Below are 15793 nucleotides of genomic sequence, written 5' to 3'. Positions count from 1 at the left end.
GCCTGCGAGCGAACCATGGATGTCATGCGCCACAAGGGATTCGACACTGTCTCGCGGAGCGAGGCGATCGCATGAACGAATCCGCGTTGAGCGACGAGCGCTGGCGGGCACTGCTGCGGACGCGGGCCACCGATCCGGAGGCGGTCCGGCGGGCGTACGGGGCCCGGCGGCGACGGCCGAACCTGTTGTCCGGGCGGGGCACGGTGTTCCTGCTCGCGGCCGATCATCCGGCCCGTGGCGCGCTCGGTGTCGGCGGTGACCCGACGGCGATGGCCGACCGGCGGTCGCTGCTGGAGCGGCTGCTGGTCGCGCTGGAGAATCCGGCGGTGGACGGGATCCTCGGCACCCCGGACATCGTCGAGGAGCTGCTACTGCTCGACGCGCTGCACGACAAGATCGTGATCGGCTCGATGAACCGGGGCGGGCTGGCCGGCGCGGAGTGGGAGATCGACGACCGGTTCACCGGCTACGACGCGCGGTCGCTGATGGACTCCCGGCTCGACGGCGGCAAGATGCTGCTGCGCCTGGTCGACTCCGACCGCGGCACCGTGCCGACACTCCAGGCCTGCGCCGAGGCGGTGACCGAGCTCGCCGCCTACGGCCTGATGGCCATGGTCGAGCCGCTCCCCTACCGCCAGGACAGCGCCGGGCGGCTGGTGCTGCGGACCGACACCGCGTCGCTGGCCCGCGCGGTGACCGTGGCGTCCGGGATCGGGGTGACCTCGGCCTACACCTGGCTGAAGCTGCCCGCGACCGACGACCCCGCGGTGCTCGGCGCGACGACGCTGCCGGTGGTCGTGCTCGGCGGCGCGCCCTCGCCCGATCCGGCGGCGGATCTCGCCTCCTGGGGCCGCACGGTGCGGCACGAGGTCGTGCGCGGCCTGGTCGTGGGCCGTTCCCTGCTCTACCCGCCCGATGGTGATGTCGGCGCCGCCGTCGCGGCCGCCGCGAAACTCTTGGAGGCCGCGAAGTGAGCACGCTCCACCGCCGGTTGGGGACACTTTCGGACGACGCCGACCCGGTCCGGCTGACCCCGGATTCGGCGGGCTGGACCTACGCCGGGCTGCGGGTACTCTCGCTCGCGCCCGGCGAGTCACGGGTGGTGCGCACCGGGGAGTTCGAGGCGTTCGTGCTGCCGCTGGTGGGTTCGGGCGCGGTCCGGGTCGACGGCGAGCTGTTCGCGCTGGCCGGGCGCGAGTCGGTGTTCACCCGCGTCACGGACTTCGCCTACGTACCACGGGACGCCGAGGTCGAGCTGTCCACTGTGGATGGCTGGGAAGTCGCGCTGCCGATGGCGCGGTGCGCCCGGCGCCTCACCGCGCGATACGGGCCGGCCGAAGGGGTCCCGGTCGAGGTGCGCGGGGCGGGACAGGCCACCCGCCAGGTCACCAACTTCGGGGTACCCGGCGTCTGGGAGCACGCGGACAAACTCAACGCGTGCGAGCTGATCACGCCGGGCGGGAACTGGTCGTCCTATCCGCCGCACAAGCACGACGAGGCGAGCGCGTGCGAGGTCGTGAACGAGGAGATCTACTACTTCCGGATCGCGGGGCGGGACGGGGTCACGCCGTCGCGGGAGGGCTTCGGCCTGCACCGGACCTACACCTCGGACGGCGCGCTGGACGAGGACGTCGCGGTGCGCGACGGCGACGTCTTCCTCATCCCCCGCGGTTATCACGGGCCCTGTGTCGCCGCGCCGGGCTATCCGATGTATTACCTGAACGTGCTGGCCGGCCCCGCCGAGGAACGATCGATGGCCTTCTGCGACGACCCGGCGCACGGGTGGGTCCGCGACACCTGGGCGACGCAGGAACTCGATCCGCGCTGCCCGGTGACCAGCCACGAAGGAATCGTGCGATGAGGCTCACCACGGCGCAGGCACTGGTCCGCTGGATGCTCGCGCAGCGCTCGGAAACCCTGGACGGGCGCGAGGTCCCGTTGTTCGGCGGGGTGTTCGCGATCTTCGGGCACGGCAACGTGCTCGGGCTCGGGACGGCGCTGGAAGAGCACCGCGAACAGATCCCGGTGTGGCGCGGGCACACCGAACAGGGCATGGCGCTCGCCGCGATCGGGTACGCGAAGGCGACGCACCGGCGGCAGGTCGGCGTCGCGACGTCGTCGATCGGGCCGGGTGCGCTGAACATGGTCACCGCCGCCGGGGTCGCGCACGCCAACCGGCTTCCGGTGCTGCTGCTGCCGGGCGACACCTTCGTCAGCCGCGCGCCCGATCCGGTGCTGCAACAGGTCGAGCACTTCGGCGATCCCGGGGCGAGCGTGAACGACGCGTTCCGGGCGGTGAGCCGGTACTTCGACCGGATCACCCGGCCCGAACAGCTGCTCTCGACCCTGCCGCAGGTCGCGCGGGTGCTCACCGATCCCGCCGACTGCGGGCCGGTGACGCTCGCGCTGCCCCAGGACGTCCAGGTGGAGACCTGGGACTTCCCGGACGCGCTGTTCGAGCCGGTCACCCACCGGCCGGTGCGGCCCCGCCCGGACCGGCGGTCCCTCACCAGCGCGGCGGCGGCGCTGCGCGCGGCCCGGCGGCCGCTGCTGGTGCTGGGCGGCGGGGTCCGGTACTCCGGTGCCGGGCGGCGGGCGCTGGACTTCGCCGAGCGGCACGGTGTTCCCGTCACCGAGACGACGGCCGGGCGCACGCTCGTCCCGCACGAGCACCCGCTGCACGCCGGGCCGCTGGGGGTCACCGGGTCGGCCTCGGCGAACGCACTCGCCGCCGAGGCCGACGTCGTGCTGGCCGTCGGCACCCGGTTACAGGACTTCACCACGGCGTCGTGGACGCTGTTTTCCCCCGACGTCCGGCTGATCACCCTGAACGCGGCGCGGTTCGACGCGGTCAAACACGGGGCACTGCCGGTGGTCGGCGACGCCGACGCCGGGCTCACCGACCTGGCCGCCCAGTTGGAAAGCTGGCGTGTGGATCCACTGTGGACACAGCGGGCGGGCGGGGAACGCGCCCGCTGGGACGCGCACATCGACACGCTGCGCGCTCCCGACGGCGACGAAACGCCGAGCTACGCGCAGGTCGTCGGCGTGGTGAACGAGCTGTCCGCGCCGTCCGACTACGTGATGACGGCCTCGGGCGGGTTGCCGGGTGAGCTGATCGGCGGCTGGCGCGGCTCCGGCGCGGTCGGGATGGACGTGGAGTACGGGTTTTCCTGCATGGGCTACGAGCTGTCCGGGGCCTGGGGCGCCGCGATCGCGCATCGTGGCGGGCTGGTGACCACCCTGCTCGGGGACGGGTCGTACCTGATGCTGAACTCCGAGCTGTTCTCCGCCGCGTTCGCGGGGCACCCGCTGGTGGCGATCGTCTGCGACAACGACGGGTACGCGGTGATCGCGCGCCTGCAGGAGGGCCAGGGCGGCGCGCCGTTCAACAACTTCTACGCCGACTGCCGCTCCTCGTCCGACAGCCCGCCACGGGTGGACTTCGCCGCGCACGCCGCCGCGCTGGGCTGCGCCGTTCACCCCGCCGTGTCACTCGACGAGGTCCGCACGGCCTACGCGAAAGCCCGCGAGGCCGCGGTGGCCGAACAACGCCCCGCCGTCGTGGTGGTACGAACCCGGCCCCGGTCCTGGACCGAGGCAGGTGCCTGGTGGGAGGTCGGCGTCCCGCCGCACCTCAGCGGCCGCCCCGCCCAGGACACCGGCAAAGCCGCCCAGCTCCGCTACCTCCGCCCCTGATCACGCGAGATCTCCCCCCAATCACGCGAGTTCCGCCCCCAATCACACGAAACCCGCCCCCCATCACACAAACCGACCGCCCAGGTACACGAGTCGACCCTCCACGTACGCGAGTTCGCCTCAGCTCACCACCGCGGGCGAGGCCCCGTCCGGAACCAGCAGCCGGGGCGCGCCCGACCCGTCGGCGGGCACGGACCAGATGTCCGACCCGCCCTCCGGCTTGGCGAGCCCGTAGAGGATGGTCGACGAGTCCTGCCACAACGCCTGGTCGTCGACGCTGCGGGTCTCGGCCAGCGGTGTCTCCCGCATGGTCGCCAGGTCGAGCACCGAGAGCCGCCACACGCCCTCGGAGATCTTCTTCTTGAACGCGATCCGCTTGCCGTCCGGCGAGAGCGAAGGGCATTCGACATTGTCCCGCAACGACTTCCCGAAAAAGCGCTGGTAGTCGCCTTCGATCAGATAGGTCTTGCCCTTCGAGCCGAGCGTCGTATAGAACCGGTTCCCGTCCGGGGCGAACGTGATGCCCCAGTAGTTGACGTCCGCGGCGCGGTAGCGCGCGCCGTCGACGAAGACCGGGAGCTCCTCGATCGTCTTCACCAGCGTGCCCGGCTGGACCTCATACACCCCGGCACGGGTGGAAAACCCTTGCGCGGCATAGGAATCCCCGGTGACGAACAGGGTCCAGTAGACGAACTTGCCGTCCGGGGACACCCGGGCCCGGCTCGGCGTCCCCGGCAGCGACTCCTTGTACTTGACGCCGAGTTTGTCGTCGAGCACGATCACGTCGCTCACCGCCGGGAGCACGTCGGGGTGCACGGCGAGGCACACCCCGGTCCCCGCCGCCACCGCGAACCGATCGCACCGCAGGTCACCGACCTGACGGGGCGCGTCCGGCGTCGCCAGTGGCACCGACGCCAGCTTGCCGGAGTCGGGACCGGCCGCGGTGTTGCGGAACAGCAGCCGTCCCGGCGACAGCGTCAGCCGCTGCCCGGTCACCACCGGCACCGCGTTGGTGCCGGTGTCCCCGGCCCTGGCGTTCACCACGAAAACCACGGCGGCACCGGCCAGCGCCAGCACACCCACCACCGCGAGCAGGACCTTCTTCACGCGCGCACCGCCCATGGCTTGACCACCGCGGCGGCGAGCACCGCCACGAGCAACACACCGGCCGCGACGAACACCGCAGGCCGCAGATCCCATACCGTCCACGCCAGTCCGAAAAGGACGGACGAGGCCATCCTCGCCACCGCCTGCCCGGTCTGGATCACCGCCATGCCGGTCGCGCGCAGCCCGGCCGGCAGCATCGGCCCGGCGGCGGCCATCAGCACCCCGTCCGTCGCCGCGTAGAACGCGCCGTGCAGGGCGAGCGCGCACACCGCGATCCAGATCCCGCCGGTCGGCCCGGCGAGGATCAGCAGCGCCGCGCCCAGCGCGACGTGCCCGGCCAGGAACACCGCCCACCGGCCGACCCGGTCGGCGAGCCTGCCGAGCGGGACGGCCAGCAGCAGGAACACCCCGGCGGTGCCCAGCGGCAGCAACGGGAACAGCTGCGGTTCGACCGACCACCGGCGCTGCAGGACCAGGTACACGAACGAGTCGCCGATCGTGACCAGGCCCAGCAGCGCCGCCCAGATCGAGATCCGGCGGAACGGCGCGTCCCGCAGCAGTCCGAGCGCGGCCCGCACCGTGGTGCGGGCCCGCTGTTCGAGATCACTCCTGCGGTCCCGGACGAACAGCCCGAGCAACAGCACCGCGATGGCGGCGACGCAGAAGCTGGTGAAGAACACCGCCTGGTAGTTGCCCAGCGACAACCACAGCACCGCCATCGCGACCAGCGGCCCGAGGAACGCCCCGACCGTGTCCATCGCCCGGTGTACCCCGAACGACCGGCCCAGCGTCGCCGGGTCACTGCTCAGCGAGATCAGCGCGTCCCTCGGTGCCGTCCGCAGCCCCTTGCCGGTGCGGTCCGCGGCCAGTACCGCGCCGATCGCGGCCACCGACGAACCGGCCGCCAGCAGGCCGAGCTTGCACACCGCGGACAAGCCGTAGCCGAACCCGGCCACCGCCTTGAGCCGCCCCCACCGGTCGGCTGCGTGCCCGCCGAGCAGCCGGACCACCGCGGTCGCCCCGGCGTAGAGGCCGTCGAGCAGACCGAACTGCAGGGGGTTGAGCCCGAGCCCGAGCACCAGGTACAGCGGGAGCACCGCGGTGACCATCTCCGAGGAGATGTCGGTGACCAGGCTGACCATGCCGAGCGCCACCACGTTGGCGGACACCCTGCGCAGCGCGGGCTTGCGGTCGACCTCGGCGGCGAGATCCGAACTACGGCTTGTCGCGATGTACATCCGCGGCCCCGATCAGTGGCAGGTGTAGGTCGGGCTGCTGTCGAGGACCTTGCCGTCCACGCCGAGGAGCTGGCTCTGGAAACTGGTGTCGGTCATCGAAAGCTTCAGCACGCCGTAGGTGCCGCCGATCAGCTTCGCGGTGGTCGGGTGCGCGGACTTGATCGGGTAGAGGTGCGCCCCGCCCATGCCGCCGAGGATCTCCACCGGGCCCGCCGGGTCCGCCTTGCCGTCCGCGTTCTGCGGGTTGAACCGCTCGTAGTGGTGGTCGTGCCCGTTGAGCACGAGGTCGGCCTTGTTGTCCACCAGGAGCTTCCACAGCTGGCCGCTGGTCTTCTGGTCGCCGTGGTCACCGGAGCTGAACCGGGGGTGGTGGAAGTAGGCGGCGACGCAGCCCTTGGTGTTCTTGGCCAGATCCTGCTTGAGCCAGGTCAGCTGCGCGGACTCCGCGTTCGCCGCCAGGTCGTCCGGCGGGCCGAACTCGTTGGAGTCCAGCGCGATGAAGTGCCAGTTCCCCATTTCCCAGCTGTAGTACGTCTTGCCGTTCGGGGTCGCGATCTTGCCGAAGTAGTCCTTGTAGCCCTGGTTCGGCGGGCTGTCGTAGCCCTCGTGGTTGCCCGGGATCGGGTGGATCTTGTCCTTGAACCTGCCCCAGGTCTTGTCGAAGTAGCTCTTGAAGTCCGACAGGTGGGCGTCGTCGTACTGGTTGTCACCCATCGTGATGACCGCGGCCGGGTTCATCTGCTCGACCAGCTTGGCGGTCTTCGGGTGCACACAGCTCGAACTCGACGCGGTGCACTGCTCGGCGATGTCACCGGCCGCGGCGAGGACGAACCCGGAGGCGCTGCCCGTCTTCGTCCGCACCGGCACGCCGGCACTGGCCGCCGAGACGTTGCCCGCGGCGTCGCGCGCCCGCACGGAGTAGGTGTAGGCCGTGTCCGGGGTCAGGCCGGTGTCGGTGTACGACGTCGTCTCCGAGGTGGCGACGACCTTGCCGTCGCGGAGGATGTCGTAGCCCGCGACGCCGATGTTGTCGGTCGAGGGGGTCCACTTCAGCGCCGCGCTGGTGCCGGTGACCTCGCCCGCGGTGAGCCCGGCCGGGACGCTCGGCGCCTGGGTGTCGCCGGTGGAGTCGGCGGTGCCGTAGGCCTCCAGCTCCCAGAGCGAGTAGCCGTAGCTGGTCGCGCGCTGGACGCCGACGAACCGCAGGTACCGGCCGTGCCCATTGAGCCCGGGGAGATCGTCGGTCTTGCCGTCACCGTTGTCGATCGTGGCGATGGGCTTGAACGTCGTCCCGTCGTCGGACATTTCGATGCGGTACTTCTTGGCGTACGCGGCTTCCCAGTTCAACCGCACACGGTGCACTGTGGACGGTTGGCCGAGGTCGATCCGCAGCCACTGCTGATCGCTGCTTTCGACGCTCGCCCAGCGGGTGGTGGTGTCGCCGTCCACGGCGTTCTCGCCGGAGTAGGCCGAACTTTCGATGGTGGAGGTGGCCGTCGGTTTGCCCTTGCTAAGCAGGGTGTCGGCCGCGGCCGCGGAGGAGGTGGTGGCGCTCAGGGCGGCGGGTACGAGGACGACCGCGGCGACCGCGGGTGCCAGCCTGAGCAGGGTTCGGGATCGGGAAGAGGGCACGTCGCGCTCCTGGAATACCGGACGAGCAGGGCGGATAGGACTGCGGCGGCGTCGGTGTTCGGTACTGCGTACTGCGGGTGCTCGTAATCAGTTAGGAAACTTTCTTAACCAAACGGCACTTTAACGGCCAATCCCGGACATCGGCAACCGGCAAACGGGGTGGAACGATCAAGTCACCGCTTCGACCCCACACCGGACGGCTCGGGCCGCCTACTGCGAGGAGGAGCGGTACGTGGCGAGCACGACTCCCGCGGCCGCCACGACGAACCCGGCCAGCGCGGTGGCCGACAGTGGCTCATGAAGGGTGATCGCGGCGAGTACGGCCGTCGCCGAGGGCACGAGAAAGAACATCGTGCTCGCGCGACCTGCCTCACCTCGCCGGATCATGACGTACAGCAGGCTTACCGCCCCGATCGAGTTGACCAACGCCAACCAGCCCACACTGAAGGCCAGCACGGCGGGGTCGTCGGTGTGCACGGTCTCGAAGGCCGCCACGCACAGCCCCGCCAGGACGGTGGCCGCCAGCAGCTGGATCGCCTGACCGCTGCGCAGGTCCATGTCCGGGCAGAAACGTTTCTGGTAGACGGTGCCACCGCTGATCGCGATCAACCCGAGCAGCGTGAGGCCGATTCCGCCGAGGGCGTCGGCGGACAGCCGCAGTCCCTGGAGCACGGCAAGCACCACTCCGAGCACACCGAGCGCGAAGCCCCACCGCTGACGGACGGTGATGCGCTCGCCCAGCACCGGCCTGGCCAGCAGTGCGGTGAGCACCGGATTGACGCCCATCACCAGCGACGAGATCGCCGCGGGCACCCCGAGCTTGAATCCTCCGTAGACACCGAGGAACTGCACACCCTGGACGAGCACACCCGCCACCGCGATGTGGCCCAGCTCCCGGCGGGTGCGCGGCCAGCTGGCCCGGACCACCACGGCGACGACCGTCATGCAGGCGGCCGCCACCGCGAACCGGAGGAAGAGCAGCGTGAACGGTGGCGTGGAGCGCACCCCCAGATCACCGACGACGTACGCCGAACTCCACGCGAGCACGAAGAGCACGGGAGTCCCCACGGCCGGGACCCGTGGCGTTTCCGCGCTCGTTTTCCCGAGCGTCCGCAGGTTGTCGCCCATCGGGCTCGCCTCCCGTACGCAGCCGGCGTTCGTACTGACCGGGGCCAGCGTTCCACGCCCGCATGTTACCGGTCAAGGTGGTAACACTTTTGTGGTTTCGTTAGACGGGAGCGGTATCGCTCCTTAGCCTGGTGCCATGAAGTTCGAGTTCACCAGCGACAACCTCGCGCTGGACTTCGCCGGCACCAGGATGTACCGGGAGACGGCGCCTGCCGAACAGCTCACCGAGCCCGAGTGCCTCGCCGAATGGGTCAGGGCCGCGCGACTGGTCGACCGCGGGACCCCGGTGGACAGGGGCGGATTCGCCAGCGCGCTCGAACTGCGCGAGGCCATCTACCGGGCCGCTCGGGCCGTGGTGAACGGTAGTGAGTGCACCGAAGGCGACCGCCGCGTGCTGAACCGGTTCGCGACGGCGCCCCCGGTCAGGATCCGGCTGGTCCGAGCGGGGAGCCAGGCCCGGTCCGGTGATCTCGGCAGCGTGCTCTCCACGATCTCCCGCTCCGCGATCGATCTGCTCGGCGGTGAGGACCACACCCGGCTACGCGGTTGTCCCGGCACCGGATGCACTCGCCTGTTCGTGGACCGCTCGCGGGCCGGTACCCGTCGCTGGTGCGGGATGGCGACCTGTGGCAGCCGGGCCAAGGTGGCCGCCTATCGACAACGCAAGCGCGCGGAGAGCAGCTGAGGAGGACGCGGCGACTCCCCGCCCACCGGGTTCGATGAGCGGGGAGTGGACCGGATATCGAGCTGTCGCGTTCGTGACGGATCTACCGCGCGAAGACGGGGACCACCTCCGCGATCTTCGGCGCGGCCGAGCCCGGCGTCCACAGGAGACGGACCTGACCGGTCACGGCGCCGTGCGCGGGCAGTTCGGCGTAGCGGCCGTCGAGCCTGCCGATCGTCCGCCAGCCGCCCGGCGCCGCGGCGTCGGCGATCTGGACGTCCGCCCCCGCGCCCTGCTCCGCCAGCACGACGACCTTGACGAGCGGCTTCGCCGACTCGGCGGAGACCACCAGCGCGTCACCGGCGACCGGCGCGGAACCCGCCGTGTACACCGAATCCGCGTTGTTGTCGGCGGCCGCTTCGAGCTTCGTGCCCGCCGGGGTCCCGGACACCGTGTACTTCGGTGTGCCCGGCACGGAGACGGCGAACTCCCGGACGACGACCCAGTTGACCTGCGTCCCGGTGGAGCGCACCCGCACGAACCGGGCCTTGGCCCCGGCCGGGAAGTCCGCCGCGAGCGTCGGCTGGGCCACCACCTGCAACGTCGACCAGTGCTCACCGTCGGCGGAGTACTCCAGCACCCCGCTGTGCACGAAGTCGTCCGGGCTGGTGGGCTTGCCCATCCGAACGTCCACATGCGACACCGGCTGCGCGGCACCGAGATCGACGCCGACCGCGTCGCCCACCCCCGGCGCGCCGTCGCTCCAGTAGTAGGTGTCCGGATCGCCGTCGACCATCCGCTCGGGCCCGTTGTCGGTGTAGGTGCCCAGCGAGGTCACCGGCAGCGGCCGGACGCCGGGCAGCCCGAACCAGCGGTCCGCGGTGGCCAGCGCGGTGTTCAGGAACGGCACGCACACCGCGGTGCAGGAACTCGGGTTCCGCGGGCCGCGCGAGGTCTGCACCCGGATGTCCCGCGCCTTCCCGAGTGCGGCGACCAGCTCGCCGCGTTCGGCCCACGCCTTCGCGCCGTCCCCGACGTACTGCGCCATCAGCATCTTCACCGCGTGCTGGCCGGCCTGGCCGAAGAAGCCGACCTGGTCGAGCCACGGCCCGACCTCGGCGAGGAACTTCGGGTTCACCAGCCCGCCCCGCAGCTCGGCCGGGTTCGCCGTCATCCTGGCGAGATAGCCGTCGAGTTTCGCCGCCGCGTCCCACGGGTTCTTCCGGTCCAGTGCCGTCCAGAACGCGCTCAGCAGCGGGCGCAGCACGGGCGAGTCCAGATCCGGCTTCCCGGTGTCGAGCCGGGCCAGCAGGCTCGAATAGTTGTTCTCCGCGAACACCTTCAGCGCCGGGGTGGCCGGGCCGCCGAGATCGGCGACGGCGGCCGCCCAGGTGGCGTCGGGGTCGTAGCTCGCCGGGTTCCACAGGAAGTCGCCCGAGGTGAACTCGGCGATCTTCGACGCCTCCGCCTGCACCATCGGGTTCGCGGTGATGCCGGACATGAACTGCGCGACACCGGGTTCGCGCCCGATGTACGGGCCGAGCAGCAGCCGCTCGGTGACGTAGTCGTTGACCGGGTAGTTGTCCCAGATCAGGATGTCGTGCCCGAACACCGCCTTCGCGGCCCGCGCCTGCTTTTCGGTGATCTGGCTGGCGACCACGCCGACCCCGGTCCACTCGACGAGCACCGCCTGGTCGAGCTGGGCGCGCAGCGTGCTCTTGTACGGCGAATCGGCGATGTCGTAGTACTCGGTCGGGACCATCTGCAACCGCTCCACGCCGGGATGGGTGGCGATGAAGTCCTTCTGCACGCGGTTGAGCAGGAACGCCTGCGCGGCGCCCGCGGCCGCGCCGCCACTGCCGAACTTCGCGGCGTCGGCGTCGCAGTTCCAGCGCGTGTAGGAGATGTCGTCGAGCGGGACCGAGAACGACCGCACCCCGATGTCCCACAGGGACTGGAACTTCGCGACGAGCGCGGCGTTGTCGGCGTCGGAGGAGTAGCACACCGACAGGCCCGGCGAGAGCGCGTAGGTGAATTCGACGTGGTTCGCCGTGGCGCGCGAGACCAGCTGGGAGAGCAGGGCGAGCTTGTCGGGCGGGTAGGGATCGCGCCACTGTGCCCGCAGGTACGGGTCGTCCTTCGGCGAGTAGACGTACATGTTCTGCTTGGTGCGGCCGTAGAAGTCCAGCTGCGCCAGGCGGTCGTTGTGCGACCACGGCGCGCCGTAGAACCCCTCGATGACCCCGCGCAGCGGCGCCGTCGGCCAGTCCCGCATGGTGAACGCGCCGCTCTTGCCCTTGGCGAAGAGCTGACGCATCGACTGCGCGGCGTAGAACGTGCCCGTGGTGTCCACACCGGACAGTGCGATGAGGCCGCGGTCCGCGCCGAGCACGTACCCGCCGCGCGGCAGGCCTTCGGGCCCGTCGACCCGGAGCGCGGCGAGCGCCGCCGCGGTCGCCTTGCTCTCGGTGGGACCGCCGACGAACACGACGAGCCCGCTGCGGTCCCGTGCCGCCTTCTCGGCCTGGCCCTCGTCGGTGATCTTGACGAAGGTGCTCGCGCCCGCCGAGCGGAGCACCTGCTCGACGACCGCCAGCGCGGCGGGATCGGTGTCGCGGCCGGTGACCTCGACGACGGTGCGCGGGATGGTGACCTGGCCGGGGCGGGCGGACACCTGCTGGGGAGTCGGCCACACCTTCGCCAGGTGGGCGGCGGGGTTTCCGGCCGCTCCCGCGGAGGTGGGCACGATCATCGCGGCGGCCGCGAGCAGTGTCACCGGAAAGAGTCTGGTAACCCATATGAAGGACGTCATCTGGCCCCCTGTCCGTCGATCGACGACGTTGTGTGATCCAGTTAACACCGATCGCAGTGGGTGAACCAGACCATTACGGGTGACCTTCGCGCACCTTCACGCACTCTGGGTCAGTAGAGACGCCCCCGTCCGGCCGAGCAGCGCCCGCACCTCGCGGACGGCGGCACGGCCCGCGCGGTTGGCCCCGACCGTGCTCGCCGAGGGCCCGTACCCGACCAGGTGCAGCCGCGGCTCCGCGACCACCCGGGTGCCCTCGACCTCGATCCCGCCGCCCGGCGCGCGCAGCCGCAGCGGGGCGAGGTGATCGAGCGCGGCACGGAAACCGGTGGCCCAGAGGATGATGTCGGCGTCGAAGGCCGAGCCGTCCGCCCACACCGCGCCGCCGGGCGTGAGGTGGTCGAACATCGGGTACCGGTCGAGGATCCCGGCCGCCTGTGCCTGCCGGACCTCGGGTGTGCGCGCCAGATCGGTCACGCTGACCACGCTCTCCGGCGCCAGCCCGGCCCTGACCCGGCGCTCGACCTTCGCGACCGCGTGGCGGCCCCAGTCTTCGCTGAAGGGCTCGTCCCGCCACACCGGCGGGCGCCGGGTCACCCAGCGCGTCGCGGCGGCCACCGGGGCGATCTCCATGAGCAGCTGGACGGCCGAGGAGCCCCCGCCCACGACGAGCACCCGTTTGCCGGCGAAGTCCCCGGCGCCGGTGTAGCCCGCGGTGTGCAGCTGCCGCCCGGCGAAGGTCTCCTGCCCCGGGTAGTGCGGCCAGAACGGCTTGTCCCAGGTGCCGGTCGCGTTGATGACGGCGCGCGCGGCCCAGCTTTCGGTGGCGCCGGCGACGACGAGCCGGTCGCCGTCGCGGGTCACCGACCGGACGTCGACCGGGCGGCGCACGGGTAGGTCGAAGGTCTCCTCGAAGCGCCGGAAGTACTCGGACACGACCTCGGACGCGGGCCGCGAACGATCCGGGGTCCCGAGCGTCATGCCCGGCAGGTCGTGGAGCCCGTGGACCTTGTCGAGCACCAGCGACGGCCAGCGGTACTGCCAGGCACCGCCCGCGCGATCGCCGTGGTCGAGCACCACGAACCCGCTGTCGTTACGGAACCCGGAGCGGCGCAGGTGATACGCCGCGGAAAGCCCGGCCTGCCCGGCCCCGATGACCACCACGTCCGTCTCGTGCCGCGTCACCTCAAGAGGGGTCATATCGGATTCAACGGCACCGGCCGCGCGGTATTTCGCGTCGGCCGTCACACGGCGACGCGGTCGCGGCCCGCGTCTTTGGCCCGGTACAGCGCTTCGTCGGCGACGCGGAGGACGTCGTCGAGCGCGGGCCCGGTCTCCGGGTAGCGGGCGACGCCGATCGAAACGGAGAGGTCGCCGATCCGGAGCGTTCCGGTGCCGCTGGAGATCACCACGGTCAGCGCGCGCACGGCCGCGCGCACCCGCTCGGCGATGCCGAGCACGTCGGCGCCGCCGAGCGCGGGCAGCAGCACGACGAACTCCTCGCCGCCGAAGCGGGCGACCGTGTCACCCGCGCGCACCGACCCGGTGATCGCGACGGCCACCTCGGCGAGGACGTCGTCCCCGGTGAGGTGACCGTAGGTGTCGTTGATCCGCTTGAAGTGGTCCAGGTCGATCATGAGGACCGCGAAGCCGCCGCCCGCCGCCCGCCGCCGGGCCCTGGCGAACTCGCGGCGGGCCAGCCGGTGCCAGCCCGCCGTGTTGAGCAGGCCGGTCTTCTCGTCGGTGACCGCGGCGACCTGGAGCTGCTGCTTGAGCAGCAGGTACCGGTGCAGCAGCAACAGCGGGGCGACCGCGCACAGGATCAGCACGGGCTGCACGACCAGCGCGAGCGCGACGAGCCCGCCGAGGCACAGCGTGGCGAGCTCGAAGGCGTTGTCCTCGCGGGTGCCGACGAGATCGGCCAGCGACGGCTTGCTGGTGTAGAGGTAGATCCCCGCCGCCACCAGCACGATGTTGACGATCTCGAACACCGCGGCGGCGAGCACGAGCGCGCCGACACCGCGCCAGGTCTCCAGCGGGGCGTTGCCGAGCCCGGCCATCGTCAACGACGCGGAGGCGGCGAAGCACGACAGCATCGCCCATGCCGTGCTGGCCGCGAACCGATGCGCCGGGCGGCTGCGCACATGCCGCCACACCCGCAGCCAGAGGTGGACGTAGAGCACCACCGCCAGCAGCGCGACCCAGCCGGGCGGGAGCAGCACCGCCCCGGCGAGGTACCACACGGAGGTGACGTTGATGTGCGTCTGGCCGCTCATCCACCGGCGCAGCCGCTCGATCCGGCGGGACATCTCCGCCTGCGCGATCCCCAGCGCCACCAGCGCCGCGAACCACACCGGCCGCACGGCACCGCCGAACCCGGTCAGCAGCGCGGCCACCGTCGCGCCCGCGGCCACGGTTTCGCAGGCGACCGCGTAGACGATCCAGCGGGGCCGCGCGGCCGACCACATCACCCACCGGGCCGGCCAGCCCGGCCACCTGGACCGCGTTCCCCGGGAGACGGCTCCCTGCATCGCGACGCTCCCCCTGCGCAAGACAGACCGGCGAGGTTGCCCAGGGTAGCCGGTCGGTGTCAGGAGCGTCGCCGGTCCGGGTGAGTAAACCAGATCGGCGCGGGTCCGGCTCTACTTACGCGATGACTTTCGCCGCGTTCGCCGCACGATCACGAACGCCACGACGAACGCGGCCACGGCCGCGAGCACCGGCGCGAGCCGCTTCGCCACCGACTGGCCCGCGTAGTCGAGCAGGTCGATCGCCTCCGTCTCGGAGGACGGCGGAACCGAAGGCGGGACACTGTGCAGCTTCGGCTTCTCGGCGGTGGCCGTGGCGGTGGGAGCGCCTCGCGGACTCTCGGATTTCGGAGCCTCGGGTTTCGGGCTCTCCGCCTTGGCGCCGTCGGCTTTGGGGTCGCCCGCCGGGTCGGGGACGGCCTTGATCTCGGGCTTGGCCTCGGACTCCGCCTCGGGCTCGGCCGGGGCCAGCTTCTTCGCGAGACACCCGGCGAAGGTGTCCAGGATCTTGCCGCCGACCTCGGCGATCATGCCGCGGCCGAACTGCGCGGGCTTCCCGGTGATGGCCAGGTCGGTGGCGACGGCGCCGTGCGTACCGCCCTCGGCCTCGGTGAGGGTGAGGGTGACCGTCGCGGCGGCGGTGCCCGCGCCGCGGGAGTCCTTGCCGGACGCCTTGATGACCACCTTGCGGGCCGCTTCGTCCTTCTCCAGGAACTCGCCGGTGCCCTTGTACAGCAGCGAGATCGGGCCGAGCTTGACCTTCACCGTGCCGCTGAAGGTGTCTCCTTCGACCTTCGTGAGCGTCGCGCCGGGCATGCACGGGGCGACCCGCTCGGGGTCGACGACCGCCTGCCAGACCTCCCCGATCGGCGCGGGGACGGTGAACTCGTGGTCGAGCCGCACGAGCCGACCTCCTTCTCGGTGTTGCCGCTTCTGATGTGCCGTCAAGGCCACCTTACGGGCATCGGTGGCATGCCGCCCCCAGTCC

12 protein-coding genes are annotated in these 15793 nt (G+C 71.3%); 4 read left to right on the top strand and 8 right to left on the bottom strand.

All coding sequences use genetic code 11. The annotated features are described in order from the left end of the window. Positions 1-71 precede the first annotated feature (71 nt). The 3 genes from ABD987_RS09540 to iolD are packed head-to-tail and all read left to right on the top strand — an operon-like array spanning position 72 to position 3699. Positions 72-974: a Cgl0159 family (beta/alpha)8-fold protein gene (locus ABD987_RS09540; protein ID WP_345389270.1), complete on the top strand. Its 903-nt coding sequence runs from the start codon at positions 72-74 to the stop codon at positions 972-974. Next, complete coding sequence (iolB, locus tag ABD987_RS09535; RefSeq protein WP_345389268.1) at positions 971-1861, top strand: 5-deoxy-glucuronate isomerase; 891 nt, start codon at positions 971-973, stop codon at positions 1859-1861. Before ABD987_RS09540 ends, iolB begins: the two co-directional genes overlap by 4 nt. After that, on the top strand, positions 1858-3699 hold the full coding sequence (gene iolD, locus ABD987_RS09530; protein WP_345389266.1) for a 3D-(3,5/4)-trihydroxycyclohexane-1,2-dione acylhydrolase (decyclizing): 1842 nt from the start codon (positions 1858-1860) through the stop codon (positions 3697-3699). Before iolB ends, iolD begins: the two co-directional genes overlap by 4 nt. Positions 3700-3819: 120 nt before the next feature. Here iolD and ABD987_RS09525 read toward each other — a convergent pair whose 3' ends face one another. From ABD987_RS09525 to ABD987_RS09510, 4 genes are all read right to left on the bottom strand, one after another. Continuing rightward, positions 3820-4806, bottom strand: coding sequence for a hypothetical protein (locus ABD987_RS09525; RefSeq protein ID WP_345389264.1), 987 nt, complete (start codon positions 4804-4806; stop codon positions 3820-3822). Continuing rightward, the gene (locus tag ABD987_RS09520) at positions 4803-6044 is read right to left on the bottom strand and encodes an MFS transporter (protein ID WP_345389262.1); all 1242 of its coding nucleotides are present in this window, start codon (positions 6042-6044) and stop codon (positions 4803-4805) included. The genes ABD987_RS09525 and ABD987_RS09520 overlap by 4 nt, the downstream gene beginning before the upstream one ends. Positions 6045-6056: 12 nt before the next feature. Beyond that, positions 6057-7676, bottom strand: coding sequence for a discoidin domain-containing protein (locus ABD987_RS09515; protein ID WP_345389260.1), 1620 nt, complete (start codon positions 7674-7676; stop codon positions 6057-6059). A gap of 210 nt (positions 7677-7886) precedes the next feature. After that, positions 7887-8804 (bottom strand): DMT family transporter, encoded by a 918-nt coding sequence (locus ABD987_RS09510; RefSeq protein ID WP_345389258.1) that lies wholly within the window; start codon positions 8802-8804, stop codon positions 7887-7889. A gap of 136 nt (positions 8805-8940) precedes the next feature. Between ABD987_RS09510 and ABD987_RS09505 the strand changes: the two genes are divergently transcribed. Then, complete coding sequence (locus ABD987_RS09505; RefSeq protein WP_345389256.1) at positions 8941-9489, top strand: CGNR zinc finger domain-containing protein; 549 nt, start codon at positions 8941-8943, stop codon at positions 9487-9489. Positions 9490-9571: 82 nt separating this feature from the next. Here the strand turns inward: ABD987_RS09505 and ABD987_RS09500 are convergent, their stop codons facing one another. From ABD987_RS09500 to ABD987_RS09485, 4 genes are all read right to left on the bottom strand, one after another. Beyond that, on the bottom strand, positions 9572-12244 hold the full coding sequence (locus ABD987_RS09500) for a glycoside hydrolase family 84 protein (protein WP_345389254.1): 2673 nt from the start codon (positions 12242-12244) through the stop codon (positions 9572-9574). A gap of 132 nt (positions 12245-12376) precedes the next feature. Next, positions 12377-13477 carry an NAD(P)-binding domain-containing protein gene (locus ABD987_RS09495; RefSeq protein ID WP_345389252.1) on the bottom strand — a complete coding sequence of 367 codons (1101 nt, stop codon included), beginning with the start codon at positions 13475-13477 and terminating at the stop codon, positions 12377-12379. A gap of 44 nt (positions 13478-13521) precedes the next feature. Next, entirely contained in the window at positions 13522-14808 is a 1287-nt protein-coding gene (locus tag ABD987_RS09490) for a GGDEF domain-containing protein (protein ID WP_345389250.1), read from the bottom strand. A 111-nt stretch (positions 14809-14919) separates the two neighbouring features. Further along, on the bottom strand, positions 14920-15708 hold the full coding sequence (locus ABD987_RS09485) for an SRPBCC family protein (RefSeq protein WP_345389248.1): 789 nt from the start codon (positions 15706-15708) through the stop codon (positions 14920-14922). Positions 15709-15793: the final 85 nt, after the last annotated feature.

The sequence above is a fragment of the Amycolatopsis samaneae genome (genome assembly GCF_039541975.1).
In the GTDB taxonomy this organism is placed as follows: Bacteria; Actinomycetota; Actinomycetes; order Mycobacteriales; family Pseudonocardiaceae; genus Amycolatopsis; species Amycolatopsis samaneae.
Note: the sequence above shows the minus strand (reverse complement) of the source record. Positions and strands in the feature narration are given on the sequence as shown.

What these genes read in the sequence shown, in the direction of transcription:
- ABD987_RS09490 (WP_345389250.1), bottom strand. Translation starts at nt 14,808, where the DNA reads ATGCAGGGAGCCGTCTCCCGGGGAACGCGGTCCAGGTGGCCGGGCTGG.
- ABD987_RS09520 (WP_345389262.1), bottom strand. Translation starts at nt 6,044, where the DNA reads ATGTACATCGCGACAAGCCGTAGTTCGGATCTCGCCGCCGAGGTCGAC.
- ABD987_RS09505 (WP_345389256.1), top strand. Translation starts at nt 8,941, where the DNA reads ATGAAGTTCGAGTTCACCAGCGACAACCTCGCGCTGGACTTCGCCGGC.
- ABD987_RS09540 (WP_345389270.1), top strand. Translation starts at nt 72, where the DNA reads ATGAACGAATCCGCGTTGAGCGACGAGCGCTGGCGGGCACTGCTGCGG.
- ABD987_RS09495 (WP_345389252.1), bottom strand. Translation starts at nt 13,477, where the DNA reads ATGACCCCTCTTGAGGTGACGCGGCACGAGACGGACGTGGTGGTCATC.
- ABD987_RS09510 (WP_345389258.1), bottom strand. Translation starts at nt 8,804, where the DNA reads ATGGGCGACAACCTGCGGACGCTCGGGAAAACGAGCGCGGAAACGCCA.
- iolD (WP_345389266.1), top strand. Translation starts at nt 1,858, where the DNA reads ATGAGGCTCACCACGGCGCAGGCACTGGTCCGCTGGATGCTCGCGCAG.